28 protein-coding genes, 1 tRNA gene and 2 pseudogenes are annotated in these 26,861 nt (G+C 67.3%); 10 read left to right on the top strand and 21 right to left on the bottom strand.

The features are described 5' to 3' along the window. Positions 1-268: 268 nt before the first annotated feature. The 4 genes from ABT300_RS02695 to ABT300_RS02680 form a co-directional block, all read right to left on the bottom strand. On the bottom strand, positions 269-2,188 hold the full coding sequence (locus ABT300_RS02695; RefSeq protein ID WP_351671089.1) for a hypothetical protein: 1,920 nt from the start codon (positions 2,186-2,188) through the stop codon (positions 269-271). Further along, positions 2,185-2,763 carry a hypothetical protein gene (locus ABT300_RS02690; protein WP_351671087.1) on the bottom strand — a complete coding sequence of 193 codons (579 nt, stop codon included), beginning with the start codon at positions 2,761-2,763 and terminating at the stop codon, positions 2,185-2,187. Before ABT300_RS02690 ends, ABT300_RS02695 begins: the two co-directional genes overlap by 4 nt. Further along, the gene (locus ABT300_RS02685; RefSeq protein WP_351671085.1) at positions 2,753-3,919 is read right to left on the bottom strand and encodes a dsDNA nuclease domain-containing protein; all 1,167 of its coding nucleotides are present in this window, start codon (positions 3,917-3,919) and stop codon (positions 2,753-2,755) included. The genes ABT300_RS02690 and ABT300_RS02685 overlap by 11 nt, the downstream gene beginning before the upstream one ends. Before the next feature lie 246 nt (positions 3,920-4,165). Beyond that, positions 4,166-5,557: a tyrosine-type recombinase/integrase gene (locus ABT300_RS02680; RefSeq protein ID WP_351671083.1), complete on the bottom strand. Its 1,392-nt coding sequence runs from the start codon at positions 5,555-5,557 to the stop codon at positions 4,166-4,168. Between the two features lie 161 nt (positions 5,558-5,718). Here ABT300_RS02680 and ABT300_RS02675 point away from each other — a divergent pair. The 7 genes and pseudogenes from ABT300_RS02675 to ABT300_RS02645 all read left to right on the top strand — a co-directional run. Further along, positions 5,719-5,837 (top strand): annotated as a pseudogene (locus ABT300_RS02675) (DNA-binding protein); the annotation flags it as partial. A gap of 590 nt (positions 5,838-6,427) precedes the next feature. After that, on the top strand, positions 6,428-6,796 hold the full coding sequence (locus ABT300_RS02670; RefSeq protein WP_351671081.1) for a hypothetical protein: 369 nt from the start codon (positions 6,428-6,430) through the stop codon (positions 6,794-6,796). A gap of 63 nt (positions 6,797-6,859) precedes the next feature. After that, positions 6,860-7,066 (top strand): hypothetical protein, encoded by a 207-nt coding sequence (locus ABT300_RS02665; RefSeq protein ID WP_351671079.1) that lies wholly within the window; start codon positions 6,860-6,862, stop codon positions 7,064-7,066. A 153-nt stretch (positions 7,067-7,219) separates the two neighbouring features. After that, complete coding sequence (locus ABT300_RS02660; RefSeq protein WP_351671077.1) at positions 7,220-7,996, top strand: hypothetical protein; 777 nt, start codon at positions 7,220-7,222, stop codon at positions 7,994-7,996. Positions 7,997-8,283: 287 nt separating this feature from the next. Further along, complete coding sequence (locus ABT300_RS02655) at positions 8,284-9,114, top strand: hypothetical protein (protein ID WP_351671075.1); 831 nt, start codon at positions 8,284-8,286, stop codon at positions 9,112-9,114. A gap of 1,132 nt (positions 9,115-10,246) precedes the next feature. Continuing rightward, positions 10,247-10,306: transfer RNA gene (locus tag ABT300_RS02650), tRNA-Arg, on the top strand. Positions 10,307-10,540: 234 nt separating this feature from the next. After that, complete coding sequence (locus tag ABT300_RS02645) at positions 10,541-11,290, top strand: hypothetical protein (protein WP_351671073.1); 750 nt, start codon at positions 10,541-10,543, stop codon at positions 11,288-11,290. 46 nt (positions 11,291-11,336) lie between these two features. On the opposite strand, the gene ABT300_RS02640 is transcribed toward ABT300_RS02645, so the two are convergent. The 13 genes from ABT300_RS02640 to ABT300_RS02580 form a co-directional block, all read right to left on the bottom strand. Continuing rightward, the gene (locus tag ABT300_RS02640) at positions 11,337-12,224 is read right to left on the bottom strand and encodes a nuclease-related domain-containing protein (protein WP_502977863.1); all 888 of its coding nucleotides are present in this window, start codon (positions 12,222-12,224) and stop codon (positions 11,337-11,339) included. A 73-nt stretch (positions 12,225-12,297) separates the two neighbouring features. Beyond that, positions 12,298-13,671, bottom strand: a complete 1,374-nt coding sequence (locus ABT300_RS02635; RefSeq protein WP_351671068.1) for a tyrosine-type recombinase/integrase — start codon at positions 13,669-13,671, stop codon at positions 12,298-12,300. Continuing rightward, positions 13,668-13,862: a helix-turn-helix transcriptional regulator gene (locus tag ABT300_RS02630; RefSeq protein ID WP_351671065.1), complete on the bottom strand. Its 195-nt coding sequence runs from the start codon at positions 13,860-13,862 to the stop codon at positions 13,668-13,670. The genes ABT300_RS02635 and ABT300_RS02630 overlap by 4 nt, the downstream gene beginning before the upstream one ends. Then, positions 13,838-15,160, bottom strand: coding sequence for a replication initiator (locus ABT300_RS02625; protein ID WP_351671062.1), 1,323 nt, complete (start codon positions 15,158-15,160; stop codon positions 13,838-13,840). The genes ABT300_RS02630 and ABT300_RS02625 overlap by 25 nt, the downstream gene beginning before the upstream one ends. A gap of 130 nt (positions 15,161-15,290) precedes the next feature. Next, positions 15,291-15,539, bottom strand: a complete 249-nt coding sequence (locus tag ABT300_RS02620; protein ID WP_351671059.1) for a SpdD protein — start codon at positions 15,537-15,539, stop codon at positions 15,291-15,293. Between the two features lie 13 nt (positions 15,540-15,552). Then, positions 15,553-15,747: a hypothetical protein gene (locus ABT300_RS02615; protein ID WP_037680541.1), complete on the bottom strand. Its 195-nt coding sequence runs from the start codon at positions 15,745-15,747 to the stop codon at positions 15,553-15,555. A 9-nt stretch (positions 15,748-15,756) separates the two neighbouring features. Further along, the gene (locus ABT300_RS02610) at positions 15,757-15,948 is read right to left on the bottom strand and encodes a mobile element transfer protein (RefSeq protein ID WP_069769931.1); all 192 of its coding nucleotides are present in this window, start codon (positions 15,946-15,948) and stop codon (positions 15,757-15,759) included. Next, complete coding sequence (locus ABT300_RS02605; RefSeq protein WP_351671054.1) at positions 15,948-16,154, bottom strand: hypothetical protein; 207 nt, start codon at positions 16,152-16,154, stop codon at positions 15,948-15,950. Before ABT300_RS02605 ends, ABT300_RS02610 begins: the two co-directional genes overlap by 1 nt. Before the next feature lie 19 nt (positions 16,155-16,173). Continuing rightward, positions 16,174-16,803 carry a DUF2637 domain-containing protein gene (locus ABT300_RS02600; protein ID WP_351671051.1) on the bottom strand — a complete coding sequence of 210 codons (630 nt, stop codon included), beginning with the start codon at positions 16,801-16,803 and terminating at the stop codon, positions 16,174-16,176. A gap of 3 nt (positions 16,804-16,806) precedes the next feature. Next, the gene (locus ABT300_RS02595) at positions 16,807-18,192 is read right to left on the bottom strand and encodes an FtsK/SpoIIIE domain-containing protein (RefSeq protein WP_351671048.1); all 1,386 of its coding nucleotides are present in this window, start codon (positions 18,190-18,192) and stop codon (positions 16,807-16,809) included. Positions 18,193-18,197: 5 nt separating this feature from the next. Then, positions 18,198-18,554 (bottom strand): SCO3933 family regulatory protein, encoded by a 357-nt coding sequence (locus tag ABT300_RS02590; protein ID WP_057603435.1) that lies wholly within the window; start codon positions 18,552-18,554, stop codon positions 18,198-18,200. Between the two features lie 380 nt (positions 18,555-18,934). Continuing rightward, a complete protein-coding gene (locus ABT300_RS02585; protein WP_351671044.1) occupies positions 18,935-19,855 on the bottom strand; it encodes an IS3 family transposase in 921 nt (306 codons plus the stop codon). After that, positions 19,852-20,160, bottom strand: coding sequence for a transposase (locus ABT300_RS02580; protein WP_351671041.1), 309 nt, complete (start codon positions 20,158-20,160; stop codon positions 19,852-19,854). The genes ABT300_RS02585 and ABT300_RS02580 overlap by 4 nt, the downstream gene beginning before the upstream one ends. Before the next feature lie 100 nt (positions 20,161-20,260). Between ABT300_RS02580 and ABT300_RS02575 the strand changes: the two genes are divergently transcribed. Then, positions 20,261-20,455, top strand: a complete 195-nt coding sequence (locus ABT300_RS02575) for a hypothetical protein (RefSeq protein ID WP_351671038.1) — start codon at positions 20,261-20,263, stop codon at positions 20,453-20,455. 42 nt (positions 20,456-20,497) lie between these two features. On the opposite strand, the gene ABT300_RS02570 is transcribed toward ABT300_RS02575, so the two are convergent. From ABT300_RS02570 to ABT300_RS02560, 3 genes are all read right to left on the bottom strand, one after another. Beyond that, a complete protein-coding gene (locus ABT300_RS02570) occupies positions 20,498-21,226 on the bottom strand; it encodes a GntR family transcriptional regulator (RefSeq protein WP_351671035.1) in 729 nt (242 codons plus the stop codon). A gap of 89 nt (positions 21,227-21,315) precedes the next feature. Next, positions 21,316-21,753: an ATP-binding protein gene (locus ABT300_RS02565; protein ID WP_310433494.1), complete on the bottom strand. Its 438-nt coding sequence runs from the start codon at positions 21,751-21,753 to the stop codon at positions 21,316-21,318. A gap of 277 nt (positions 21,754-22,030) precedes the next feature. Then, on the bottom strand, positions 22,031-22,771 hold the full coding sequence (locus tag ABT300_RS02560; RefSeq protein ID WP_351671031.1) for a GntR family transcriptional regulator: 741 nt from the start codon (positions 22,769-22,771) through the stop codon (positions 22,031-22,033). Between the two features lie 81 nt (positions 22,772-22,852). Between ABT300_RS02560 and ABT300_RS02555 the strand changes: the two genes are divergently transcribed. Together ABT300_RS02555 and ABT300_RS02550 are read left to right on the top strand one after the other, a co-directional pair. Continuing rightward, positions 22,853-23,938 carry a DUF1152 domain-containing protein gene (locus ABT300_RS02555; RefSeq protein WP_351671322.1) on the top strand — a complete coding sequence of 362 codons (1,086 nt, stop codon included), beginning with the start codon at positions 22,853-22,855 and terminating at the stop codon, positions 23,936-23,938. Continuing rightward, positions 23,935-24,714 carry a hypothetical protein gene (locus ABT300_RS02550; protein ID WP_351671028.1) on the top strand — a complete coding sequence of 260 codons (780 nt, stop codon included), beginning with the start codon at positions 23,935-23,937 and terminating at the stop codon, positions 24,712-24,714. Before ABT300_RS02555 ends, ABT300_RS02550 begins: the two co-directional genes overlap by 4 nt. Before the next feature lie 92 nt (positions 24,715-24,806). Here the strand turns inward: ABT300_RS02550 and ABT300_RS02545 are convergent. Beyond that, positions 24,807-26,601 (bottom strand): annotated as a pseudogene (locus ABT300_RS02545) (IS481 family transposase). Between the last annotated feature and the right edge of the window lie 260 nt (positions 26,602-26,861).

Below are 26,861 nucleotides of genomic sequence, written 5' to 3'. Positions count from 1 at the left end.
CAGCTGCTGGTCGTCTTCTGGTGCCAGCCACGGGTCAGCCGCGGGTTCTGGAGGGACGGCGACCCGTAGACCCAGCAGCGGGAGACGGCCCAAGTTCAGGAGGACCGGCCCTGGCCGACGTAGCCCTGGATGCTGTTCGCCCTCATCACACAAGCCAGCCCCTACCCGAGCTTGACGATCACCGGCCCGCCCTTCGGCATCGCCTGCCACAACGGGGCGCGGCCAAGGTCCCCTCCCGCTGGTAGGACTCCGTCGCGCCAAGGTCTGCCTACGGCGCTTCGTACTCCCTGGGCATGTGGATTTCTCCGATGGTGGCCGGGTCGCGTGGTACTGGAACGGCCTGTGTGCTGATGACCTGGGTGCCCGTGGCCTGGGCTGCGTTTGCCAGATCTCGCAGGACGTCGTCGACCACGGTGGTGCCGATGCCCTGCTGGTAGGGGTTGTCCAGGAGCAGCAGGCCGGGGAAGGCGGCTTCTTCGTCGAGGTCGGATGCCAGGAAGAGGGTGGCGTAGCTGTAGGCCAGGAAGAAGAGCACCTTCGTCTCTGCCCCCAGGGCTTGGTCCCAGGGTCGGGTGCCGACGTAGAAAGTGAGATCGCTGTCGTTGATGGTGATGGCGCCCTTGACCCAGCCGCGTTCGCGGTAGCGGTGGAGAAGCTCGTTCATGCGCTCGGCGAACAAGGCGCATCGTTCGACGGAGGCGAGCGTGGCTGTGGCAACTGCGGCAGGCTCTTGGCGAAGTGCGTCGACGGCTTGTTGTGCAGCGGTGACGGCCTGGCTCGCTACCGCGCGGCGTTGAAGGATCTCCTCAATGGCAGGAAAGGCTGTCATCTTCTGTTCGAGCTGGGCGATCTGGGCGGCGAGGTTTTCGAGGCTGGCCATGAAGGGAGCCAGCTGCGCGGCGCGTTGTTCGTTGATGCGGTGCGCGAGCCGTGCCTGTTCGTCTTGAAGGTCCACTCGGCGAGTGCGGGCCGTCTGCAGATCGGCGGCGGTGCGGGCCGTGACGTCATCCAGGTCGGCAAGTTCCGACTTGAGCGACCGGATCTCCACTTGTGCCCGTCGGCGGCGCTGGTCGTCGTCGACCGGTTGGAAGCACAGGTAGCAGGCGTCTTCGCCGTGCTCTCGGTGCGGGTCCACACGTTGTTCGCACGCTGGGCAGAGTCGTACGGGGAGGGCGTCGAAGATCTCCACGGAGGCGATGAGGCGTTCCATGCGGGTCACCTCCGAGGTGACCGTCTGGGCGGAGTAGGCGTGTTCACTGCCCAGTTGTTCGAGCGCAACGACTTCGTCGACCGCCAGTTGCAGCCGCCTGGATATGTCTTCGTAGACGCTCGTCAGTGACGCGTCGTATCCGGCCGCCGTCTCGGTGGTGGACGTTCCCTGCAGGAGGCTGTTGATCTCCTGCGTCAGTTCGTGACGCCGCTGGCGAACCGCGTCGAGTTGGGCAGTGACCTCTTCCCGTGCGGTCGCTACCTGGTCGAGGGTGCGGGCGACGGGAATGCGGAGCCGTTCAGAGATGGCGGTGACGGCCTGCAGTGTGCTGTCCTGCACGTCCCGCTCCACTGCCTGGGCTTCGGCAAGGCGCCGCTTGGCCTGGGCGACGGCGAAATCCTTGGTGTCGTAGCGGGAGGCGGCGAAGCCGAGAAGCATGCTGACGACGCCGCGCCGGATGAATTCATGCTCCTTGTTGGCGAAGCCCGTCCAGGACTCCTCGTTGCGGTAGAAGTGGCGCAGCAGGTTCCGGAAGGACAAGGGCGTCAGTTCACTGGCTGTGGCCGGGTGGAGACCCTTGGGGATGCGCAGGTTGGGCCAGCCCAGTTCGCGCAGGATCCAGTCGGAGAAGTCGGCATCGGTCAGCTCGTCTCCGTCGACGTACACCTTGTTCATGCGCCCGTGCTGCAGGAGGCGGGTGAGGATGCGGGGGTGTCCGTTGAGCCGGATCGCTGTGGAGACCTCGACGTATTTGTCGGAGACGGCGGCACCGAGAGCGTCGATCATCCCACCGCGGTCGCCGAGGCAGTAGTCGATGGCCTTCAGCGTGGTGGTCTTGGAGCTGTTGCGGGGCCCGCTGAGGATGTTCAGCATGCCGGTTCCGAAGGCATACTCGTCGATCTCTGCAGTGTTGTGGACGAGCCTGACGGAGTCGATCCTGATCCCGCGGTCGGGGTGGGCGGTCACGGGCTTCGTCATGGCCGGATCTCCTGGCGGAAGGGCGCGTTGCCGACCTCGTCTGGGAACAGGTCGTAGATCAGGTTCTTCAGGTCGGTGCCCGACATGGCGGCCAGATTCCCCCGCATGGCCTGACAGCGCCGGACCAGCGGCTGGAACTCGCGGGCCTCGGCAAGTCGTTGCGCTGTCCTCTTGCCGACGGCTTTGAGCTTCACGCGTTCGACCCGGTGGCTCGTAACGGTGACAAGATCGCGGGAGATGAGGAAGGCGAGGAACTGCCGGTAGCGCTGGTCCCAGGGCCCATAGCGGTAGCGGATCATCGGTGCCTCGACTTCGGACGGATCGCGGGCGAGAAACGCGGTTTCGGCATCGACGGCTTCCGGCATCGCGGCGTGGACCCGCTCCAGGAACCCCGGATAGCGCACGAAGAAATCAAGTTTGGCGAACTTCGTCCGCCCCTCGATGTAGGGACCGGGCTCCTCACCGCAGAGGTAGATGAGCAGCAAGAGCCGTGCCGCGTGGAAGTCAGGAGAGTCGTCCGGATCCCAGGCGCGATACAGCGGGGGCACCACGCTGCTGCCGATCTTATGAGGCATCGGCGTACCTGTTCTGGCAGCGTGCCGTGATGTCGGAAAGCACTGCGTGGGCCTCGGCGAGGGTGAACTGCCGGCTGGTCACCTCGGGCATCTCGCTCACCGCCACGAGCGTCTCGAAGTACGCCGCCGAGCCGGCGTCGAGACGCCCTGCGCGTCGCTTCGCCATCGTGAGCGTGCAGATGGCATTGATCTGATCGGCCAGATCGTCGTATGCGCGGCGCCGGGTGCCGACACTGGCACGGTAGGTACGACGGTAGGCGAGCATGGCATCGTGCTGGGCTTCCGCCTCGGGCTCCGGTATTTCGGCAGCCCGTAGCTTGTGCTTGAGCTTCATCAACAGTTCGGTGGAACCGTCTCGCCGCCGCCCGGTAGCTCTGCGCACGCTGTCATCAAGGGCCGCGCCGAAATCGTCCGCGGTAAAGACTCTCGGTCGCAGCTCAAGGGCGCTGCGGGCGATGTATCGGGAGATCAGCCAGATCATGACCTCCTCGACTTCCTCGTACAGCGGTTTCTCTCCCAGGCACGCTTCCACCAGTGGCGCGAGTCGCGCCATGGCCTCAGCCTCGACCTGGTCGATGGTGCGCGCCTCCACCAGAACGTCCAGACGGTCGACACACCATCCGATGTCCCTGCCGTCCGGCAGTTGCACCCCTCTGAGCCTCTTGACGATGTCCGCGCGGGCGTCCGCACTCACCGGACCGCGAGGACGGTCACGTTCCGCGACGAACTCATACAGGTCCCGCTGAGGCGTCTCGTTGACGATGAACGTGAACCGTGTGCCGTCCGGCAGCGGCTTACCGAGGAACAGCTTGCCCAGATAACTGCTGTCTGCGGCCTTCTTCTCTTCCGGCCTGCAAATGTTGGCGATACTGTGCCGCGTCCCGGCTTCCTCGATCGTCTTGACCTGCCGGTATACAGGGGCGCCGTCCTGATGGCACAGGATGTCCTCCAGGTCCTCCCAGGAGACAGCCGTCCACTGCCCTTCGAGCATATCCAGGCAGTCCAGCAACGTGACGGCATCCTGATAGGCGAACCCGCGCCTACTCCGACGGCCGCCGTCAGCAGGCGCGAGAGCCACGGCCGCCTCGCGCGCACTGACGCGCGGCGCTGATCCTTCGATGCACGGCAAAATGGCCTGTTCGCACAGTTCCCCCATAAGCCACTTCGGAGCATGCAGTAGATCACCGCGTCACCCAGAAGAGCAACGGTCGTGCAGAACATCGACCTCGCTCCGTGTCCGTGCCGCTACCATTGCAGCAGGGCAGGAGAAGCGAAGGCGGCGGCTCCGTCGTCGGCCATGGACGCGTGCAAGGGAGCCGTCGGGGACGCGCACTCCCCTGAGTTCACGCCGCAGCGGTTGGACAGCGACCCCCTGCAACCACGCCGTGTCCGCGATTCCAGGCTAATCGTGCGCCTGATCGGGCTCAGGCGGCCCGTCGTAAGAGCTCAACAACCCTTCGATGCGCTGGTTGTTGATGGACTGGCGGTCGTACAGGCACTTCGCGTACCGGCTCAGCAGGACCTCAACGCTGTTCCCCGCCCGTTGGGCGACCTCGGCCGGGTCCGCGCCCGCGCACAGCCACGTGGACAACGCCGAGTGCCGCAGGTCATAGGGACGCTTCGCGAGCGGGGTGCTGGTAAGCGCGGGTGACAGGGCGAGATCGCGGCTCTCGTGCCAGACCCGGTGGTAGGTGGTGTAACTGATGACCCGGCCCTGTTCGGTGAAGAACAGCCGACCGTCGTCGGCCGTGCCGAACGTGGCGACGTGCTCGCGCCACAGGGCCACCAGATGCGGCGGCAGCGGCACCACCCGCGTCTCTCCCGGAGGACGGTTCTTCAGCCCGCGCTCGTCGTGGTACTCGCCGCTGTCTGTCCACCGCTTGCCCGCCTGCGGCCGAGTGCGGTGCAGAATCAACCGCCCCCAACCGGTCCGAGGCAGACGGCAGTCCGGCAGCGCCACCGCGACCGCCTCCTCGGGGCGCAGACCCGCGTAGTACATGCCAGCGAAGAACCCGACCAGCCGACGGCCACGAGCCCTCCGGTAGCCGCCCACGTAGGAGACTGCGTCCAGCAGATCCCGTACCTGGTGCGGGTTGGCCACCACCCGCGGGTCCACCGTGACCGCCGGCTTGGGCACCCGCCAGCGAACCCTGTTCAGCGGGTGACTGCCCAACTCGCCGCGTTCAACGGCGTAGTGGAGCGCGTGCACCAGCACCTTGCGCTTGCGGCGCATCGTCTCCACCGCCGCCTCACCACCGTCCAGCTTGCGGCGCAGCGACTCCAGCACATCACGTGCCAGGACCGGATCGTGCAGGTCCACCAGGGGACGGGACGCCTTCGCCACCCACTGCAGCACCAGCCGGTCCTCCGTCGGCATCTCCCCCTGCCCCGGCCCGGGCACGACGAACGCCCAGTGCCGCAGGGCACGGCGCAGCAACTGCCCATTCGGCCGACCCGGAAGGTCCCACAGCATCGCCACCGTGACAGCGGTCAGCGCCTCGCTGACCTCGTCCCGGGTCTTCGCCGCCCGACCTGGCCAATGGGCCCGCGCGTACTCGGCCGCGAAGGCATACCAGCTCAGCTGCGACGGCCCCCGGGACTCGTGAGGGGAGCTGCTGCCCTGGGCCAGGCCCACACGGATGGCCCGCACCAGCTCCGCACCGAATTCACCCGCCAGACCCGCGACCACGCTGTCCCGGTCCTGCCTCCCATCACCATGCGGCTGCGCCGGGGATCGGCCCGCCAGCTGATCGGGGTCCGGTGCAGCACCGTCGTGATGCTCGTTCAGGTCCATGCCCGCCTCCTCGTGATCGACGGGGCATGGCTGCCCGGGTTTTCCAATCGAACATCCCCCAACACGGGTGTACTCGGGTCGAGCAGGGTTGACAGGCGGCGATTGCCGTATGGCCGGTGCTGAAGGCTTATCGTCTGCGCGTTTCGCCGACAGGGACGCCGCACCGCCCGGCCTTGGAGTGGACTTTGTCCGCCTCGGTGTCGAACTGGCTACCGAACCCATCGCCCGCCATGCCGCCAGCTTCCTTGCGGACGCCGGCTTGCATGGCGACAGGCACGCCTCCTGGTGCGGTGCTCCTGGAACGTACGGCTACACCAGCGCCGGAACCCGAATGCAGTGCCGACACGGCACGGGCAACGCCTACCGGTGGCGTCACGCCGGCTGAAGAAGTCGGAGAGCCAAAGCGATCCCCGCCGAGATCGATGCACGACCGAGCCTGCGCGTTGCAGCTTGCGCTCGAACCCGCGGGCTACTGTCGGTGACAAACTGGGGCCTAGTGTGACTGGTCGAGATAGATGTCACCGATTCGGCGGCCGACCTGGGCTTCAGTGGTGCAGTGGTCGCGATTCTTGTCACCAGATGGTCGGGCCTGTTGTCACCTGCTCCGACTTTTCCATCCCGGTTGTCACCCAGCGTGCTGCGATTCCACTGCACGAAGAGGTTCCACCGGGCGGTCAGAAACCCCATCTGTAGAGGCCACCGCCCGCCGGTAGGTCGTTCAACTCGCTGCTGCTGAAACGCAGGTGCCTAACGACGTCGGCGAACACCTGGACGCGTAGCAGCCCTGGGCAGCTCGCGCGAGCCCGGGGCCGGCGTCGGCCGGGGCGGAATCCCGTAGCGATGTCCGAGGCTGGTCCCTACAGTCACCGCATGGCTACCGAGGACGAACACCCGCCCCAGCCCGACATCGCCGCAATGCTCACTGACCAGACGAGCGCCTGCAGCGCAGCACGCGCCGCCATCGCCGATGGCGGCGAAGTCATCGTCTGGGACGGACTGGTCCCCGCTTCACGGCACGTCGGCGTCTTCCGGATACGCCTGAGGAGCGTCGAAAGGCACGGAGGCACGGCGCTCGGCCTCGACGAATCCATTCAGATCCTCAGGCAGCACGGCGACGAGCCGGTGCGCACCGGGTGCATCACAAGCCGGTCCGTCGCCTTCACGCTGTTCCTCAATGCGGACGCGACACAGCTACTGGCCTGCGGGGGCGTCAAACGCGAAGCACCGAAGGAGCCGTGACGGCGGCGGTGCCACCGGTTTAATCCTCACGCCGAGCGGCCCACGCTCATTACCCTGCCGCTCATGCCCAGCGCCACAAGCCCCGCCGACACCATGTTCCAGCGCCTCTTGTGCTGCGTCTGCGGCCAGAGCACCGCCGACGCCGACGACTACGTACTCCTCGGGATCAGCGCCCCCGGCATCCCTACCGAGCAGTGGCTTGGCGCGCACGCCGAACACCTCAACAACGTCCTCGCCCGCGGCTTCTCGGTCGAGGTGCACAAGATGTAGCCCCCGGGGGTGCGGCGGCCCCGAGCAGCTCACGCGAGGCCCGTGTGACTGATCAAGCGACCAGGTGACATCTATCTCGACCAGTCACACCTGGAACCTGTGCGGCCGAGGTTCGCCCGCCGTTGTCAGTGGAGACTGGCATGATGCCCCGCCATGGGATCGAGAGACGACAGTGATGAGGCGTACGTGGTCGGCCTGTGCGACCAAATCCTCGGCGAGACGGCCCTGACCCAGCACAAGTTCGACTGGCTTCTAGGAGACCCCGGCACGAGCGGGCGACGTGCCAAGCTGCCTGTCGACGCGTACTGGCCCGGTCACCGGCTTGTTGCCGAATACCGGGAGCTGCAGCATGACCAGCCGATGCCCCACTTTGACAAGCCTGACAAGCTCACCGTCAGCGGCGTCCACCGGGGCGAGCAGCGGGCACTGTACGACGCCCGCCGCGACACCGAGATCCCCGCTCACGGGCTGCGGCTGATCGTGATCCGCCCGGCCGACCTCGACGCGGACGGCCGCGGACGGCTACGCCGCAACCAGGACGCGGATCTGGCGGCACTGCGGAAGATCCTGGCGCACGACAGCGACGAGGACCGGGTCACCGACGCCTTCCGTACGTGGTTGCTGGCCGAGGGCTGGACGGCGGTCGATCCCGCCGACCCCTGGGCCGACGTCGAAGCGGTGCGCGGCGACGAGCGGTTGATCTGTGAGGCCAAGGGCCGCACCAGTGAGAAGGGCACCGACGCCGACATCGCCTACGGGCAGCTGCTGCGCCGTATGACGAGCCAGGACTCCCGGATACGGTACGCGCTGGTCATGCCGTCCTCGTCCGTGAAGGCCGTCGAGCGCGTTCCGGCACACGTCCGCGAGCTGCTGCGTATCGACGTGTACGAGGTGACGGACGACGACGTGGTGCGTCAGCTGCCGACGTAGGCGATTTCCATCCTGCCCCGTCGCATATCCGCGCCAGGCGACCTGCCAGAACATCGTCGTCGCCAGCGGGCCTTCTTTGGCCTCGGACGACCTGGGGCTCCGGCCCGGCCGCTGTGAACATCACGACCCTTCGGGAGGCTGTTCAGCGGCTGGTACGGCAGCTGTCGGCCGGCTGATGTGGCTCCGCGCTCTGCCCCGCAGGAACCGGAGTGGAAGAATGCGGCCCCGATGTGAAGCGTGTGTTGGTTCACGGTGCGATACAGCATCGTTTGGAATGGGGGGTAGCCATGGGGTTGGCCATGTGCCCGTTGTGCAGCGAAGACGAGGACATCGAGCTGGTCCGCAACCTGGAGGGCGGGCGTCGGCTCGTCAAGCACCGGTGCGGTTACACATGGGAGCACGGCACACCTACTGACCCGAAGAAGCAGCCGTCCCACTCCTTCAACGACCTCAAGGCCCGTTTCCCAACTGCCGAGGATGTCGAGCCCGAAATGCTGGAACGCGCCGACCGGCTCAAGGCTCAGTACCTCACCACCAGACCGGGCTTCGACCCCGAAGTAGCGGCCTACTGGGAGAAATACCAAAAGATATTCTCGCGCGAAGGTCTGCGCACGTGCGACCCCAGGGCTCTGAAGGACTTCGCCAACTCCGACATCGGAGCCCACCCCGGCAACCAGTCCATGTTCAACGCCGCGTGGAACACCATGGGCGACGCCGTAGCGGCAGAGGCGACCCGCCAAACCATCGAATACCTCCTGTACGGGTCTGACGACGAACCGCGCGAGGACCGGCTGCAACAGCTCCTGAACGGCACCAAGCCGTTCGCGATGACCGGCTTCAAGGAAGCCCTCCTCACGAGGGTTCTCTGCGTGGTGGAGCCCGAGCGGTTCCTGTCCATCCTGAAATACACGACGGAGGCGGGCGGTAAGCGCGAGATCGCCCGGATGGTCTACGGATTGGAACTGCCGGCGCCGGAGTCGGTGAACTGGACCCTTGGCCGGCTCATCTTCTGGAGCAATGACCTTCTGCACGCCCTCGTCGGCGAAGGATTCGCTAACCAGCAGCACTCCGCCGCGTTCCTGTGGTGGGCAAAGGGCCAACCCGCGGAGTCTCGGTAGGTGAGCGCCGCTGACGGATCACCGAGGAGCATCGTGGCAGTTCGGCCATCTGCTTTTTCCCTGAGCGATTAGGAACACGACGGGCGGGTGGGGGCTTCTGACAACCTCAGTTTCCAGTGCGCTTCGCCCCGTCAGGTGAGAGACGGGTTCAGCGATGCGAACTTGGATCAGCAGTGCGAAGTGGCATGAGTGAGCCCAGCCCTTGGCACAAGAGTTGTGGAGATCGTTCTTGTTCGCGTCTCCGCTTCGAGCGGCGCAACATAACCCGGGATCGCCGGTTAGCCAAACCGGCGATCATGCGGATCATTGATAGTCCACCGCCACCACCCTGCCGGCACGTCGAAAGGCCGCATTCCGCACCAGCCCACAACTTCAAACGACAGCCGCCGGCATGCACGTCCCAGGTGCGGCCGAGTCTTCCGGCGACCCCTTCGGGCGCCGCCGACTCACCTGTGGTCCACACGCGTAGGGCTACGACGCAAAAGGGCCCACAGCCCCCGCTGCACAGTCCACCCTCGGAATGCACTGACCGGCCCGAGCCAGCCTTCGCCCGCCGCCCTGCACAACTTCTCCGCCCTGGACCTGCCGCCCGACGAACTGGTCGCCCTCCTGGACGAACAGCCGTCGGCGATCCGCCGCAGCGTCCGACTCGCATGTTCGCTGTCGGGGCCATGAGAGTCCCGCCTTCCGGCCAACGCCACTCACCATGCGAGGCAGGTCCGCGGCGTCGGCCCAGCACAGCGTCGACTATGGGCTGCCCGTCGAGCCCTCACTGGAAGCCGGAAACTCAACATGGACACCCGCTCCCACACATCCGGATGAAAAGCCGTGGGGCACGGTCGCCGACCATCGTTCGCCCCCGACACCGCGCGGGAGCTCCCTCATCGAGCCGGGCGCACAACCGGCTCACTTCGCTCGTCCCACGCACTCCGGACCGCTGCCCTGTTCGATTGAAGGGCGCACCATATACCCCTACGCTTGCCCGAGGAAGTCGTGATCTACGTCATGGTGCATGGATCGACCGCCACAGGGAATGATCGAGGCAAGACGAGCAAATAGGGCATTTCATTTCTGCGGGACATGCGCGGGACGGCGAGCCTGACAAACCGTCAGGTAAGCCTCTGACCTGGGAAAGCGTGCGGGAAGCTGACGGCCTCCGGAGCCGTGTGCGCAGGTTCGAATCCTGCCGGGGGCACCTTGATTTAGGTGCCCAAAGACCCCGTCACCAGCGGAAACGCTGGAGCCGGGGTCTTCGCGTATGTGCAGGCGGATGCAGCCCGGAGCGGGCATATGTCGGCGTCTGTGGACGAGGCGTGGACGGGATCTTGGATCATCGCCGCAGGTCGCCGAACGCTTTCCGACGACAGGGCGACTGGCACGCCCCCGGTCGTGAAGTCTGCGGCACCCGACTGCTTAGATCGCCGACATGACGGACTGGTCGCAGCTCAAGCACGCCTACGGCACGGCAGAAGACGTCCCCGGTCTGCTCGACAGGGTGAGCCAAGCCCCGAACGACTCAGACTGGACCGAGCTCTGGTCGCGCTCGTGCCATCAGGGCACCGTCTACTCGGCAAGCCATGCCGCCTTGCCGGCCCTACGAGACATGGCGCGCCAGTGGTCGCCTGCGAACAGGCAGCAACCACTCTTGCTGGCCGGCGCCATCGCGGCCAGCACCGACCAGCCATATGGCGAGCAGGATCCCCACGTGGCCTACGCCTCAGAGATGTCCGACCTGCTGCAACTGACGGAGGAAGCTCTTCGAGATCCGAGCCTCAGCGATGACCCCAGAACCTATGTCTACTTGCTCGCCGCACTCCTCGGCTTCGAAGATGTCGCGGTTTGGGGCGAACAACTCGACGGCCTGAATGATGACGAGTACGAAGTTCCCTGCCCCGCGTGTAGCGCCGAGAACTTCATAGCCTTCGGTGAGTACGGCTTCTTCTCGACCACGGACAGCATGTACATGAATGAGACCGCGGCAAAGAAGATCCCTCTTCAGCCTGCAGACTCCTCAGCGCTGGAGGGGCTTGCCCAAAAACTGCACAGTCGGGCGCTAGCCGACAACCAGGCCGATGTCGCGGACAAGTTGACCTATCTTTTCGGTAAGGCGCAATGCGCCGAGTGCGACGCTGTCTTCAGCGTCGCGGATGCCGTTGCAACCCGCTGGGACGGGTAAACCGCTTCCGGCAGGGATGACTGACCCCTCGCTGAGACGGATTGCCTCAGGCCTGGCTCCAAGCCTGTCGATGGCGAGCGACGCCGTACACCTGCTCGACCTGTTCGGCTGTCAGCACCCCCGAGAGCGGAGCCAGTGCCGCCACCTGACGGTCCTGATACACGCGCACGCTGAGCTGGGTGGCGACCACTTTCAGATCGGTGACGCCGACGAAGACGAGCACCGGCTCCACCGGTACGGGGAAGCCGCAGTAATGCTCAAGCACTCGGGCCACTCGCTTGGCCTCTGCCCGGCTCTTGCGTGCGTAGGGCGCCGGCTTTCCGTGGTCGACCTTCACGGAATCGTCGCCGACCCATACGGCCCTTCTGTGGTGGTGCTTTGTGTTGATGCTGAACACCCCGCCCGGCCCAATCAGCAAGTGATCGACATCCACCTTGTCAGCCAGGGGAAGGGAATGCAGGACCCGCCAGCCATGGCGTGCCAAACGGTTCAGCTCGGCGCCCACCCTCTTCTCCCCCGCTATTCCCTTGCGCCAGGAGTCCCACTCTGTGCGACGACGCAAGAGCTGTGAGAAGAGCCGCTCAATCAGACCCACCCCGGATTTGTCGAGCAGGTCCCGGAGGGACTCACCAGGGCGGTTGGTGGACAGGTCGTCGGCCGACGTCAAAGGCGGCAGCATGGGGCGCGATTCAGCCTCAGGTGCCCCCTGCGACTTAACCGACTCGGAGTCGTTCCGTAAGTGGCGTGTCAGCACGGCAATCACGTCGTCGCGATACTCGGCGACCAGGACCGTAATGTTCCCTGTCCTGACGTCCGCCCAGGCGACCGCGGTGCCATCCGGCAGGTTCGCGTACAGACGATCCTGTCCGTACCGCTTCCAGCGCGTCACCGTCAGCTCCACGAGCCCCCCTCGTCCGCTCTCGGCTCGAAGCATCGCAGCAGGTAGCGCTCAAAACGAGAGAGGCCCCGGACAAGATGCCCGGGGCCTTGGTGGGGTGCAGGGTGTCTCACTCGTACTCGCGCAGAAGGTCCTCGATACGCCGGTTGGCGACGTCCTGCCGTCCGTCGAGGCACTTCGCGTAGCGAGTCAGCAGCACCTCGACGCTGTTGCCGGCGCGCTCGGCGACCTCGGTCGGGTCGACGCCGGCGTTGAGCCACGTGGACAGTGCGGAGTGACGGAGGTCGTACGGCCGACTCGCGAGCGGCGAGGAGGCGGCGGCCGGCGGGAGCGCGAGGAGCCGGGCCTCCTGCCACACGCGGTAGTAGGTCGAGGACGGGACGACCGAGCCCTTCTCGCTGAAGAAGAGGCGCCCGTCGTCCGCCGTGCCAAAGGTGGCCAGGTGCTCACGGAACACGGCGACGAGGTGAGGCGGAATAGGTACCCGCCGGACGTCCTCGGTCGGCCGGTTCTTCAGCCCGCGGTCGTCGTGGGTCTCCCCCGAGTCGGTCCACTGCTTGCCGACCGATGGGCGGGTTCGGTGGAGCAGCGCCGAGCCCCAGCCCTGTGCCGGGAGGATCAAGTCCGTCTCGGCGAGGCCGACCGCTTCAGCTGGCCGGAGGCCACCGAAGTACATCGCGGCGAACAGACCCACGAGACGACGGCCGCGGGCACGCCGGTATCCGCCCACATAGGAGACGGCCGCCAGGAGGTTGCGAGCCTGCTCCGGGTTGGCGACGACGCGCGGGTCAACCTGGTTGGACACCTTCGGTTTCTGCCAGCGCACAGCCGTAATGGGGTTCTCCCGCAGCTCCCCCAGGTCGACCGCGTAGTTCGCGGCATTGACGAGCGTCCGACGCTTGCGCCGCACGGTCTCTGCCGCTGCCGCTGTGCCGTCGAGCTTGAGCTTCAGCGAGTCGAGAACGGCGCGGGCCGTGGCCGGCTCAGCAAGATCGGCGAGCGGTCGGGAGGCCTTGGACACCCAGTGCAAAACGTTCCGTACGTCGTCCGGGACTTCCCGATCGTCAGGCCCCGGCAACACGAAGGCCCAGTTGCGCAGTGCTTTGCGGATCACCTCATCGGACGGCCGTCCGGCACGCTCGTCGAGGAGCTCCAACGTCACGCTGGTGAGGGACTCGTTGATGCCGTCCCTCGTATTGGGGGCGGCATGGGGCCACTTCATGGCCAGGTACCTGAGGGCGAAGGCGTACCAGGACACGGCCGACTTCTTCTCTTCCATTGAGGCTGGGAGGCCCGACTCGGTGTCGAACTCTTCACCGTCGCGCATTGCTCGCATGAGCTTCGTGCGGAAGTGGTCGGCGAGCGCCTTGGTGCGGAACGACTCCGAGAGCACATTGCCGGCAACGGACCAGCGGACACCGTACGAGGGCGTTTTGGTGTCCCGTTTACGAACCGCCCAGACCTTCACGTCAAGGGACTTCACGCCGCCGCCTCCAGCCGTCGCAGCCACGTGGTGAAGTCACTCCGCCACACCCGGAGCTCTCCGTTGGGCAGCTTGAAGGCGGCTGGCCCATATCCCAGCTCCCGCCAGCGGTAGAACGTCCGGCGAGAGACACCACCCAGCTCATCCAGGACCTGGCGAACAGTCATCAGCTCGTCGCGACGGGCGTCCATGTCGGTTCTCCTTCCGTTCCGGGGGCGGGTTCGAGGGATGCGGACAGCCAGGCTTCGGCCCGGGAGAGGCCGGTTCGGGCGAAGACCCAGTGCGAGAGGACGAGGGTCGTTTCCGTGGGTTCTGCCTCAACCACCGCGGCGACCTGTGCGCGTCGCCAGTCGGCGCGGGCGGTGCGCAGCGCGCCGAGGGTGGTGGAGTAGCGGCGGGACTTGGTGGAGAAGTGGCCGCGGAAGCCGAGCATGTGAGCCCAGGCCCGTAGGCGGAGCTCGGCGAGCTCGGGGCGTGCCCCGAGGGTCCAGGCGACGCGGATCATGCGTCGGGCATGGTCGGAGATGCGGGCTTGGGCAAGTTCGGCGAGGAACTTCAGCGGGCGGTCGAGGGTGCCGATCGCCGTCTCGGCACCCTTGGTCGCGTACTTGGCGATGTACGAGGCCACGGCCCGCTCGGTGAGCTCCTGGCCGTCGTCGAAGTCGGCGGATCGGATCGTGCGGACGTCGAGTTGGCGGCCGAAGGCGAAGGTGTGTGCGCGTCCGTCGATGGTCGGGCCGTCGACGCGGGCGGCGGTGGCTGCGGCCTGGATTGCGTCCGTCAGGAGCTCTGCCGTCGCCCAGGCGGGCGGTGGGGTGTCTCCGCCTTCCGGGCCGTCGATGCGGATGACCGCGTGGAAGTGGACGGCTCCGCGCTTCTGGTACTCGGCGACTTTGGCGAAGGAGACGCGTGCGTGGTCGCGGAAGGTGCGTTGGGTGAGGTTGGCGCGCTTGGCGATCTCCCGGCGGAGGTAGATGGAGAAGCGCCGCCAGAGGTGCCCGGCGTGGGCGTTCCAGAGGACGGCTGCTTCGTAGTCGTAGCGGTCCGGGTCGAGGGGCGTGCCTAACGTGCTGTCGTTCTCGTCGTGGCGGGCACCGCAGCGGCAGGGGCGTCCGTCGGTGCGGCGGTTGTGGACGGGGCCGAAGCCGGGGGCGGTGAAGGTGGCGAAGACGCGCGGGTGTGTGGCGACCTGGTCCGAGGTGCCTTTGCCGCCGCGTAGTCCGGCGGTGATCAGGTGGTAGGTGTCGCGGCGGTAGGTCTCGGCACAGGCGGGGCAGCGGGTTGCGCGGCGGTTGTTGCAGCGGACGAGGAGTTGGCCGGCCGGGAGGGCGGTCGAGTCGAGGTGGTGCAGGGTGCGGCCGATTTCGCCGGTTGTCGTGTCGACGGCGTATTCGGTGCGGTGGCCGTCGAGGCGGACGGGGTGGGTGCAGCCGCCCAGGCCGGAGAGTTGGCGGGCCAGCTCAGGCATGGTGCCGAGAGAGGCCAGCATGGAGAGTTCCGCCAGCGGGGGCGGAGTCTGCCGGGTGATGATGGGTGTTCCTTTCGGCTGTTTCTGCGGTTGGGAGGGACGGCCCCGGGGCGGCGGGATGCTTGGCGGCGTTTGCCGCCCCGGCGGCCGGTCAGCGCCTGTTGGCGTTGTTGAGGAGCGAGCGCAGGACCACGGCGGCGATGGCCACGGACATGGCCGTGACGGCGACGGCCGCCAGGAGCGCGGTGAGGACGACTCCGCCGATGAGGACGGCGGCGACCGGGCCCGCGTAGGGGCTGAGCGAGTGGCCGGCGGCGGTCGGAGCCGGGTTGTGCTGGTGCTGCTGCGGGATGAGGGTCGGCGGCGGAGTGGGGACGTCGGGCAGCTTGGGGCGGAACATGGCGGAGCTCCTTTCAGCGGTTGTCGCCGTTGACGACGCCGACCCCGGAGCGGGTGCCGGACTCGATGGCGGGGGCGAGGAAGGTGTGGGAGAGCCAGAAGCCGAACAGGGCGATCACGACGGCGACCCACATGCGGACGCCCAGGAACTTGATCGCGGCCCAGGCGATGACGCCCAGGACGAAGACGAGCGGGAGGGAGACGGTCACGGGATCTCCTCAGCGGACGCGGCAGCGGTGGGTGCGGGCAGCGAGCTCGGCGGCGGCGCGGGTGTCGAAGTCGTTGGAGAAGCCGCAGCGCGGGGCGGTGCAGACGGCGGTGTGCTTCTCGCGGCCGCGGCCGTCGTAGGCGGTGCCTACCTGGACGGGTCCGATGCGGACGACTCGGCGGAAGCGGCGGTTGGCGGGCATCAGGGCAGCTCCTTCGGTTCGTCGTGGTTCTGGTTCTCGCCGGTGAAGTCGGCGACGTGGGCGAGCAGCCAGCGCCGGATCTCCGCGCCCTCGTACTCGTCGGCGGTGAGGATCACGGGTTCGGCGATGAGCATTGCTTCGGTGAGGCGGTTCTGACGGGTCAGCTCGGCGGCGCGGTTGAGCGTGCGGAGCGTGGACGGGTGCAAGGTGGAAAGTCCTCCGAGATCAGGTGAGTTGTGCGGCGATGGCTTCGGCGAGCGTGAGCGGAACGCCGAGGCGGGTGCGAAGGGTTGGGGTGTCGATGTCCGTTCCGGTCCGGGTCCGGTGGTCGTCGGCGACCTTGCGGGCGAGGGCGACGAGGGCGGGTGGGACGGGGGCGGCCGTGGGCTGCACGGCCGGACGTGGAGCAGCGGCGGGCAGCTCAGGGGCAGTCGTCGTGACGGGCGTGGCGGGTGTCTCGTCCTGGTCCGACACCGGCGCCTCGTCGCGATCGGGGGTGCCGTGCGCGAGGAGTGTTCCGCCGAGGAAGGCGACCGCGGGCCATCCGGCGACGAGGATGCGCAGCCAGGCCGGGACGTCGCCGAGGTCGAGCAGGCCGGCGGTGGCGACGTTCGCGCCCAGAGACGCGACCAGGGCGACGACGAACCAGCACCAGCCGGCGGCTTTCGCCGTACCGGAGCGCAGCCGCCGCCAGGCCGCAACGAGGAGGAGGTCAACGCTGATCGGATAGGCCCACGCCTTCCAACCGTCCTGCCCGGCCGCCGCAGCGACGTCGTGCAAGTGAGCGAAGGAGAGCGCCGCGGCGATGGCCGCTTGGATCAGGATGGGGTCGATGCGGATGCCGGGGGTGCGCATCGATCAGTCCACCTGTGTGTCGGAGGCGAGGCGCGCGGTAGGTACCGGTTCGGGGCGGTCGAGGGCGACAGGCGGGACGTACGGCCGGAAGGGCGTGAGCGCCGGAACGTCCGGGGCGAGGTGGGCCGTCTCGCGGCAGGTGGCCGCGGCAGCGGCGAGGGACAGGTACGGGGTGCGGATGCGGGACCAGCCACCGGAGGTGTCACCGGCCACAGCCAGGCCCGGCAGCTCGGCGGCGATGGCGCAAGAGGCGTCGACCGCTTCGGGGGCGATGTCCCCCAGAGCCATCTTGGCCGACGCTTCGTCGTTGACTCGGTGGCAGACGCGGCCGGTGAGCTGGGCCCGGAGCATGGTGGCGCCCTTGCCCAGCTCGGCGCCGAAGCGCTGCCCGCAGACCTCCAGGTAGATGCCGGCCGCCCGGCCCAGCTGGGCGAGGCGGATGAGGTGGGTGACCATCTCGTCCCGTCGTTCCTCGTCCTTGCGGGATGCGACGAGGAAGAGTTCAGCCACCTCGTCGACGAACAGCACGATGGGGGTGGGCCGTTCGCTCTCGGGCAGCCCCCAGATGTCCGAGGTGATCTCCTCGTCGCGGGTACCGGGAGCGATGCCCTGGCGGGCCTTGATGAGGTCGTATCGGTCCTCCATTTCCTTGACCAGGACGGGCAACAGCTCGGCCGCCTCGTCCGGGTCGGTCGCCAGCGCGGCGAAGCGGGAAGCGAACGGGGCCAGCTCGACGCCCCGCTTGCAGTCGACGCCGACCAGGGCGACAGGCTGCCGCGCGAGCCCGGCAATGAGGTTCCGCAGGTACATGGACTTGCCCGACAGCGTCGCGCCGAGGACGAGTCCATGCGGCACAGCGCGGTAGTCCCGTAAGAACGCGGTCGCGTCCTCCCGCAAGGCCACCGGCACTTTGAGGAATCCGCCCTCGGTCCGCCGCGGCATGCGCACATTGCGCAGGACGTCGAAGCCGATGAGACGCAGTTCGACGACACCGGGCTTGACGTCCTTCACGTACACGCCGTGCACGCCCCAGGCGTGGCGGAGCCGTTCCGCCGAGGCGGCGACGTCGGCCGGTTCCTGGCCGGGAGCGAGGCGGAGCCGGACGCGCAGGCCGGTCGTAGTGGGCCGGATTACGCCCCGCCGAGGCGGGACCGGCCGGATCTCACGTCGGCTGGTCGCCTTGATGGCCAACACCCGCAACCGGGAGGGCTCGACGGTCAGACCGCAGGCGTCCATGGTCGAGGAGTACGAGGCCAGCAGCCGGGCCACCGAAACCGGCAGCCCGACCGTGGACCAGTACGCAGCCGGGTTGGCGTGCCGGACGTAGGCCGCGCCGCCTATCGCAGCGAGGGGTGCGCCCAGCTCGGCCAACATGATCAGGTCCGTCACGACGATCAGCCCGCCTGAGCGACCGGGACCGGGAAGGCACCCGGCGCGATCGCGGTGGCGCGGTAGGCGATGCCATGCCGCTGCTGGCCGTTGAACACGCTCTCCCACGGCCGGGCGATGAGCCCCGGCAGGGACACGGGAGCGCCGACGGTCAGACCCTCCGTCACACCGCTTTCGGGAACGGTGACCTGGATGAGCGACGAGTCCCCCTCGTCGATGAAGACGACGCCGACGGTCATCAGCGCCTCACCGCTCACGGCGTCCTTGGCAATCTCACCGGTCTGCCGGTCACGCACCTTCGGCGCCGGCGCTTCGGTGAGCAGGATCGTCGCGGTCGAGGCGTCAACGCGGATCACACGCACAGAAAGTTCTCCTTCTGAGATGAATCAACTCGTCACCTGACAGGTTGACTTAGCAAGTTCGAAGCCAGGGGTGCCAAGTTGACTTGTCAAGTGGCTTGGTGGTCGTCAACGAGCGGACGCGGTAACGCAGGCGCACCATGAAGCCAGCCACACGGAGGAGGGCGGACATGGGCAGAGAACACGGTGCTCAGGAGCCGCAGTCGTGGGATCCACGCGAGCCGCAGACACCCGCAACGCAGCCGGATGACTGGTCAGCACAGCCGCAAGCACCGGCAAGCAGTCCACACGAGAGCAGGGCACCCCGACCAAAGAAGCGACATCGAGTCTTCCTCTGGATCTTCCTAGCCATTGAGGTTCCCCCGCTGCGCGGGAGTGGCTGACTAGCAGGTCAGGGCGGGTTGACGTGGTTTCAGGTTCACTGGTTCGGCCGCTGCCTGGTCGGCGTAGTGCTTCTCTTCGAACTCGATGGGACTGAGGTAGCCGAGGCGCTTCTGGATGCGGCGGGGGTTATAGAAGCCGTCGATGTACTCGAAGAGCGCGAGGTTCGCCTCGGCTCTGGTGTCGAAGGTCCGTCCGCGGATGCACTCAGTCTTGATCAGCATCCACAGGTTCTCCGCCAGGGCATTGTCGAAGGAGTCGCCGACCGAGCCCATGGATGCTTGAACACCTGCTCTGACCAGGCGAGTTGTGAGCTTGATGGACGTGTATTGCGTGCCGTGATCGGCATGGTGGACGAGTTCGCCGGGGGTGACCTCGCGGCTGGCCAGTGCGTACTCGAGGGAGGTGAGGACCAGGTCGGCGTCCGCGCGGGCGGAGGTCTCCCAGGCCACGACTCGGCGGGAGAAGGCGTCGCGGATCGCCGACAGCCACAGTGGCCCCTCCAGGGTGGGGATCATGGTCAGGTCAGTGACCCACAACCGGTTCGGCGCGAGTGCGGTGAAGTCGCGTTGCACCAGGTCAGGGGCGAGGTCGGCGTCTGGGTCGCGGCGGGTGAAGCTCTTGCTCCTGCGGGGGCTGATCCCGGCCAGGCCGGCCTGGCGCATGAGCCGCTCGACCCGCTTGCGGCCGACGTGGACACCCTCGCGCTGCAGGACGGCATGGATCCTGGGCGATCCGTAGATCCCGCCGGAGTCCTGGTGGATCCGCCGGATCTGCCCGGTCAGCTCGGTGTCCTGGCGGATCCGTTCGCAGGGGTCCTTCTCAGCCTGGCGCCAGCGGTAGTAGGTGGAGGAGGGGATGTGCAGTTCCCGCAGTACCGGCTCGACCCCCAGGTGCGGGTGCTCGTCTAGGAGTGCGGTCACCTGGGCCGGGTCGGGTCGAGCTGCGCGGCGAAAAAAGCCGAGGCCGTCCGCAGGACCTCGTTCGCCCGGCGCAGGTCGCGCACCTCGCGCCGCAGCTGGGCGAGCTCGTTCTTCTCTTCGGTGGTGAGCAGGCCATCCCGCTCGCCGGCGTCGGCCTCGGCCTGCCGGATCCAGTTCCGCAGGGCTTCGTGATGCACGCCGAGTTCCTCGGCCATCCGGCGGATCACCGGCTTCGGCTCGGCGGTCCGGTACATCCGCACCGCACGCTCACGCAACTCCAGCGGGTACTTCCTCGGGGCAGGCATCGTCTGGGCTCCTCTCATGAGACCCATCTGACCTGCTGTCACCTTTCCCCGCATCTCGGGGGAACCTCACATCCAGATCCTGTTTCTGATCGGCGTGATCATGGGAGCCGCGAGCGGCAGCGGCACCCCCGAAGACTGCCGAGGGCTCACCGGCGACAACCTGAAGTTGTGCGAGGACGCCGACGACGTCGGAACCACTATCGGCGTGGGACTCATCATTGGACTGTGGGCGGCAGTCGACGTCATCCTCGGATTTACCTACGTGGTGTACCGGCTCGCCACACGACGGGCGTGAGCATCAGCCGTCCCATCCAAGCCGCGGTGGGCGTCCCCAGGTTCAGCCGAGTCGGTACGTGTCTTCGAGTTCCTGCCGGTCAGCAGGGAGCAGCACGTCAGAGACTTGCAGCGCCTGACCTGAGGCGTCGCACGCGACGACCAGGACGCTGAGGACGGGCACACCCTCCGGGAGCTCCAGGAGATCGGCCTCAGAACGCTCGGCCAGTCTGGCCGACACCCGTTCCGTCACGTGATCGAAGCGAACCTTCTTCCGCGTCTCAAGGTGCGCACGGGTGCCGCCGGTCAGGAGATCGGCACTCTGCAAGGCGGTGCCCTCGACCAGGCCGGCGGGGAAGTAGGACGAAACCAGTTCGACGGGTTCACCGTCCTCCACGACCAGGAAACGGCGCATGAGGACCTTAGCTCGCTTAGGCAGACCAAGCACCGAAGCAACGCGCGCGGGAACCGGGACCTGCTCAACAGCGATCAGGCGTCCTGAACTCTGCGATTCGTCGCGCTCCAGCACTTCCCGCCCACGGCGGTCTCTCTGCTCGACACCGGCCGGCCGACCGCGCACGATCGTTCCGTACCCCTGCCGGGACTCCAGCCAGCCATCCCGCTTCAGCAACTCAAGGGCACGCACGACGGTCGGCCGGGACATGCCGAAGGCCTGCACCAACTGATTCTCACTGGGCACCTTCGAGCCCGGAGGGTACGTGCCGTCCTCGATGCGGCCCTGGATCGTCTGGGCGAGGCGTACGTACTTGGGTGCCTCCACTTCATACGCCATGAACGCCGCCCGTCAGGATTGGCCAAGTCAACTGGTCAACCAGACTAGCGAGAAATCCTATGGCGCAGTACAGGGTGCCCGCTCCCGCCTCAGGAAGGCCAGGCATCGGCCATCACGAAGGAGACGACCGTTCCGCCGAATCGACTGGGCCCACAGTGCCAGGAGTCGGCGATCGAATCGACGAGGAGCAGCCCGCGGCCGTGCGCGTCGGCCGCGTCCGGTCGCCGCAGCCTCACCCTCGCCGGGAAGCCGGCGTTGTGCACCTCGACCTTGAGCGACGCGCCTTCCCGGAACCACTCCACTCGCACTCGCCAGACCTCGTCCGACTGGCCGTAGCGGATGGCGTTGGTGACCAGTTCCGAGATCATCAGCACGCAGTCGTCGACCGAGCAGGCCGGGTTGTACGGGGCGATGAACTTACGAAACCAGCGCCGGGACAGGGCCGCGGACTCCGCGACGGGGTACAAGGTCATCGCCCCGAGTCGCGGTGAGTCCTCAGAGGGATAGCGGTCGATCATGTAGGCCATCCGTGCTCACTCCTTGCCGCTACCGTCGCAGTCGAGGCAGCGCCGTTTCGATGCGGCACGGGCGCGGTCGGTGACGACGGAGAGCGCCAGGGCGGAGCGCGAGCTGACCCGCTTCCAACCCCGACCACGGCATGCCCGGCAAGCTAAGTGCCCGCCCTGCACCGACCCCTGACTCGTCACGACCGCGCCCCCTTCTCCAAGTGGCCTTAGCCACTGAATGGATAGTGGCATTAGCCACTTGGGGGATGCAAGCCGTTCGCTGAAATGGCGCGATTCATCAGGTGAGGGGGTAGCCCTGCTCGAACGCCCAGCGCTGCGGCGGGTAAGTGGCTTCGGCGAACTCCAACGGCCGGTCCTGCAGATCGAAGACGACGTGGTGCACGACCAGGACCGGTGAGCCGGACTTGAGTTGCAGGTCCGCCGACTCCTCGTCGGTCGCCTGCCGAGCACACATACGGTCCTCGGTGTAACTCCCCTGCCGTCCGGTCGTGTTCTCGACGTACATCAGCGTGCCCTCTTGGATCCGCTCCGGGTCCAGGAGCCTGGGCGCCCGCTGCCCGACGTCAGGCGCGAACCACGATGTGGAGAGCGTGATGGGCCCGTCCTGGTTGTTGGTCACACGCCGGCGGTGCACTGCCCGACGATCCTTCACCAGACCCAGCGCCTCTGCGACGTAGTCAGGAGCATCCAGCCAACCAGCCGACGTGATGACCGCGTACTCACCAGGCGTGTAGATCTTCCCGGTCTGCCGCGCCCGCCCGTACAACTCCCGTGCGCGTCGGTTCACTTCGAGACTGCGCACATACGTGCCCGACCCCTGCCGCTTCTCGACGAGCCCCTGGTGGCTCAGCGCTTCCAGGGACCGCGCCGCCGTCGGCCTGGACACCTTCCAGTTGGCCGCAAGCTGCCGTTCCGAGGGGACCTCGTCCCCTGGCCTCAGGTCGCCCCGAAGGATCTGATCGCGGATGTAGTGAGCGATCTGGAGATACTTCGGCTGCGCCTCTTCGATCTGAGGCATGTCCCCTCCTCATCCAAGTGGCTATGGCCTCTAGCCACTATAGGGTCGGTGGCCAGACCCCGAGCCCGTAATGTTGAGCACATGACGCGGTTGATCGTCGCAGCAGGAGGAGGGGGCGACGCAGTCGCCGCCGCAATGCTTGACGCCGCCTTGTACGGCGACGATGGCCAGGCGGTGATCCTCACGTACGCGTGGGACCGCCTGTTGGTCGACCCGGTGCCGGGCCCACGCGCCCCTTCCGACTTCACCGGCATACGGCAGCTCACCAAAACCGTGTGGTCAGTGCCGGCTGCGGCCCGCCCAATCGCCCCCGCAGGATCCACCCTCCCCCGGCTCGCCGCTGAGCTCCCCCACACCTTCGCCCTGATCGACCCGCACCATGGCGCCGAAGGCGTAGCGCGCCAACTCGACGAGCTGATAGCCCTCTTGGCGCCGACCTCAGTCGATCTCCTGGACGTGGGGGGAGACATCCTCGCGCGAGGCGACGAACCGACCCTCAAGAGCCCTCTTGGGGACGCTCTGACCCTGGCCGCCTGCTGTCAGGTGAACGCTCACGTGCGGCTCCTGGTGGCCGGCCCCGGCCTGGACGGCGAACTCCCGGCCGACGACGTACGCAGCGCGCTCGGCCACTTGCTCCACACGTTCAGTCCGAAGGACACGGAGTCGGTGAGCGACGTTCTAGAGTGGCATCCGTCCGAGGCCACGGGAATGCTCGCTGCGGCAGCGCGAGGGGCAAGGGGCGTGTGCGAGGTACGCGACGCCGGGCTGCTCGTTCCACTCACAGATGACAGCCCCGGGTTGCACGAAGTCGACATGGACGACGCTCTGCACCGCAACGAGCTGGCCCGCGCGGTCCTGTCGACCACCAGCTTGGACGAGGCCGAGGCCCACAGCCGAGAGGTCTGCGGCTATTCGGAGATCGACTACGAACGCAACAAGGCCGCCTGGCTCAAGGACCAGCCAGCCGTGAAGCTCGATCCGGACGCCGTGCTCTCCGAGCTCGATGCGTTCGAGGACGAGGCCCGACGCCGCGGAGTCACCCACACGACCTTCCGCCACCTCACAGAGGTCCTGAACCTCAACGGCACCCAGCGAGACGACCTGCGCCAGCTCCTCATCAGCAGGCGAGCGGAGCGGTACATAGCGCCCCTGTGGCGGATCGCGTGAGCCTCGAGGACAAGGCACCGCCCAAGGCTGATCTGCCCGATGCGCACGAGATGCTCAGCCAAACGAACTGGGCCACGCTGAACCATGCATACGGACGGGCCACTGACGCGCCCATCACACTGGTCGCGCTCCTGGACGCGGATCCGAGCGTGAGGACCAAGGCACTCAACAAGCTGCACGACGTCCTGCACCACCAGAACACGATCTACGAGGCGACAGTACCTGCAGCCCAGTACGTGGCTTCGATCCTGCCCGATTCGAGGACGCTGCTTCCGGTCGACAAGGCCCGCCACGCCTTCCCCGGATGTCTCCGCGCCGAGCTGTTGCTCTGGATTGCATCAGTCGCGGTCGAGGTGACCGACGCTATGGATGCCGTGCGCCAACTTCATGGGTTCCCGCTGGAGGACTACCCGCCGGCAGTGGCAATACGTGAGATGCGGCCAATCTTGTTCCGCGCCGCGTGCACATACGTCGACGACCCCGACCGCCATGTATGCGAAGCGGCAATCACAGCCTGCATCCCGCTCCTCGACGACGCCCGGTTGCTCGAGCACCGCCCAGCGCTGGTACCCCTGATCCGGCAGGTGCTCGGAACCAGCGATCTATGGCAGCACCGCGAGAGAGCCATCGATGCCCTCGACTCTTGGGGCGAGGACTTCGCAGGGATACAGGGCCAGCGGAACCCCTTCCTGTTCTGCGATACGGACTTGTCGCCAGACAACCCCCCATGGCGTTCAGAACCCGCCGAAGGATGGAGCGACCCGCCACCGTTCTGAGACGCGGAGCTCGTGATCAACAGGTGCCGCCATCTTGTCGGGTCCCAGCTGATGCACGACGTTCTGGTCCCACCTGAGGCTTGACGGTAGGCCTAGGAAACATGAGAAGCCCCGTGGGGCTTGTTCGCTTTCACGTTACGGACGGGGACGTCGGTCGTGCGGCGGATCACGCGGATCTGGCCGTCCAGCTCGACGGCGATCGTCGTGCCCGACACGTGCACGGTCACGGTCCGGCCGGCATAGGGACGGCCGAGCGGGACGGTCTGTCGACAGACCATGATCGTGCCGACCGCGCTGATCCGCCGCTGCACGCTGACCGGCTCCACGCGGGCCCGTGGCGGCGGGCCGGCCGGACGCAGACCCCGCAGCCGGCTGACTTCCTCGCGGGTCAGCGGGTTGGGCCGCACCCGCAGCAGCTCCCGCGAGGCCGGATCGAAGAACGACAGCGTCTCGTCGTCGATCCGGATGCCCACCGCGCGACCGCCCAGGATCTCCGCCGCCAGCACCTGGCGCCCGGCCAGGCCCACCAGGCCACTGTCGTTCACCGCCCGGTCCACCTCGAACGCGGCCCCGTCCCCGGCAGGCAGCGGCGGCGGCCCGGCCACACGCCCTCCCCGGGCGGCCAGCTGCGCGAGGTCCGCCACCGACAGGTGCGAGCGCACGCTCTTGATACGCGTCCCGGCGATCAGCAGATGGATCACCGAAGTGTCCGCCCAGAACGTCACCGTCAGGCCTGAGCGGGCCGGACCGAGCCAGAACTGCTTGCCCGCGACCTGCAGATTCCCACTCGCAGGCACCACCCGCTCGAACTCCACCGACCCGCCATCGTCCACCTGCACCACCTCAGGAAGAGGGACACGAGCAGGCGCCGCCCCGACCGGATCCGGCACCGCAGCGGGAGCCGCCCGCTGCTGCGGGACCAGGGCGAGCACCCCGGGGATCTTCAGGCCCAGCACGTCCCGCTCCTGCTCGGGAACCGGGGTGAACCGGTCGCCCGGAGACTGCATGTCCAGGGCCTGATGCGGGCGATCGGAGTTGTACTCCTGCACCCAACGATCCAGCGCCGCCTGAGCCTCCCCGATGCTCTCGAACACGCCGCAGTCGTCGAGGAGTTCACGCCGCAGGGTCTGATGGAACCGCTCGACCTTGCCCGTCGTGGTCGGCGACGCCGGCTGCGTGAGCCGGTGCGCGATCCCGTTCTCCCGGCAGATCCGGTCGAACAGCACCTCACCACCACGGCCGAACCGGGCGGTGAACTGCTTTCCGTTGTCGGTGAGCACCTCTTCCGGCACCCCGAACGTCTGCAGGGCCCGGGCGAACGCCGCGCACACCGCCCGCCCCGTCGCCCGCTCGACCACCGACGCGATCACGCAGTACCGGGAATGGTCGTCCACCCCGGTCACGATCTTCGCCTCGGTCAGCTCGCCGGTGACCGGGTCGACCAGCATGACCCCGCCGACGATGTCCATCTGCCACAGCTGCATCGCACGCTCGCGCTGCCAGCGCTTGTAATCCGACCGCTTCCGCCGCCGAACCCCCGGCTCGACCAGCCCATGACGGACCAGGATCCGATACACGGTCATCCGACGGCACCGGCGCCACCGCCCCGGACCGCTCCAGCGCATGAGCGATCCGCCGCGGACCCCACCTGGGATGCTTACGCCGCAGCTCACACACAGCCGCCTCCACCTCGGCAGACGCCTGATGCGGACACGAGGCCGGCCTACGTGACCGGTCCGCCAGCCCGGCCAGACCCGAAGCCTCATACCTCGACTTCCACCCGCTCACCGTCTGCCGCGAGACCCCCAGCTGAGCGGCCACCTCCGTCACGGTCGCACCCGCCAGCACGGCCAGGACAGCCCGGTATCTCTGCTCGACAACCGACAACTCCACCAGCGCCAATCCCGGCCTCCCGCCACACGCCGCAACGACGTGCACAGAAAAGCCGATCACGGCCACCGTCAACCCTCAGCTGGGACCGAAGTGTCAAGCATCTCCCGGGACCGGACACAGGTGCCGCCATCTGTTGAGTAACAACCTTCTCTACTGGTTCCAGGACAGCCCGGTATCTCTGCTCGACAACCGACAACTCCACCAGCGCCAATCCCGGCCTCCCGCCACACGCCGCAACGACGTGCACAGAAAAG

This window comes from Streptomyces sp. NPDC001027, assembly GCF_040299045.1.
Classification (GTDB): domain Bacteria; phylum Actinomycetota; class Actinomycetes; order Streptomycetales; family Streptomycetaceae; genus Streptomyces.
The sequence above is the reverse complement of the archived record's forward strand: the minus strand, read 5'-3'. Positions and strand labels throughout refer to the sequence as shown.

Bases quoted from the DNA above. Each gene is read 5' to 3' on its own strand.
- ABT300_RS02600 (WP_351671051.1), bottom strand. From the start codon at position 16,803: ATGCGCACCCCCGGCATCCGCATCGACCCCATCCTGATCCAAGCGGCC.
- ABT300_RS02620 (WP_351671059.1), bottom strand. From the start codon at position 15,539: ATGTTCCGCCCCAAGCTGCCCGACGTCCCCACTCCGCCGCCGACCCTC.
- ABT300_RS02680 (WP_351671083.1), bottom strand. From the start codon at position 5,557: ATGGACCTGAACGAGCATCACGACGGTGCTGCACCGGACCCCGATCAG.
- ABT300_RS02660 (WP_351671077.1), top strand. From the start codon at position 7,220: ATGGGATCGAGAGACGACAGTGATGAGGCGTACGTGGTCGGCCTGTGC.
- ABT300_RS02685 (WP_351671085.1), bottom strand. From the start codon at position 3,919: ATGGGGGAACTGTGCGAACAGGCCATTTTGCCGTGCATCGAAGGATCA.
- ABT300_RS02610 (WP_069769931.1), bottom strand. From the start codon at position 15,948: ATGCCCGCCAACCGCCGCTTCCGCCGAGTCGTCCGCATCGGACCCGTC.
- ABT300_RS02690 (WP_351671087.1), bottom strand. From the start codon at position 2,763: ATGCCTCATAAGATCGGCAGCAGCGTGGTGCCCCCGCTGTATCGCGCC.
- ABT300_RS02565 (WP_310433494.1), bottom strand. From the start codon at position 21,753: ATGGCCTACATGATCGACCGCTATCCCTCTGAGGACTCACCGCGACTC.
- ABT300_RS02670 (WP_351671081.1), top strand. From the start codon at position 6,428: ATGGCTACCGAGGACGAACACCCGCCCCAGCCCGACATCGCCGCAATG.
- ABT300_RS02625 (WP_351671062.1), bottom strand. From the start codon at position 15,160: ATGCTGGCCTCTCTCGGCACCATGCCTGAGCTGGCCCGCCAACTCTCC.
- ABT300_RS02580 (WP_351671041.1), bottom strand. From the start codon at position 20,160: ATGCCTGCCCCGAGGAAGTACCCGCTGGAGTTGCGTGAGCGTGCGGTG.
- ABT300_RS02555 (WP_351671322.1), top strand. From the start codon at position 22,853: ATGACGCGGTTGATCGTCGCAGCAGGAGGAGGGGGCGACGCAGTCGCC.
- ABT300_RS02640 (WP_502977863.1), bottom strand. From the start codon at position 12,224: ATGCTTCGAGCCGAGAGCGGACGAGGGGGGCTCGTGGAGCTGACGGTG.
- ABT300_RS02570 (WP_351671035.1), bottom strand. From the start codon at position 21,226: ATGGCGTATGAAGTGGAGGCACCCAAGTACGTACGCCTCGCCCAGACG.
- ABT300_RS02645 (WP_351671073.1), top strand. From the start codon at position 10,541: ATGACGGACTGGTCGCAGCTCAAGCACGCCTACGGCACGGCAGAAGAC.
- ABT300_RS02575 (WP_351671038.1), top strand. From the start codon at position 20,261: ATGGGAGCCGCGAGCGGCAGCGGCACCCCCGAAGACTGCCGAGGGCTC.
- ABT300_RS02560 (WP_351671031.1), bottom strand. From the start codon at position 22,771: ATGCCTCAGATCGAAGAGGCGCAGCCGAAGTATCTCCAGATCGCTCAC.
- ABT300_RS02665 (WP_351671079.1), top strand. From the start codon at position 6,860: ATGCCCAGCGCCACAAGCCCCGCCGACACCATGTTCCAGCGCCTCTTG.
- ABT300_RS02630 (WP_351671065.1), bottom strand. From the start codon at position 13,862: ATGGACGCCCGTCGCGACGAGCTGATGACTGTTCGCCAGGTCCTGGAT.
- ABT300_RS02695 (WP_351671089.1), bottom strand. From the start codon at position 2,188: ATGACGAAGCCCGTGACCGCCCACCCCGACCGCGGGATCAGGATCGAC.
- ABT300_RS02655 (WP_351671075.1), top strand. From the start codon at position 8,284: ATGGGGTTGGCCATGTGCCCGTTGTGCAGCGAAGACGAGGACATCGAG.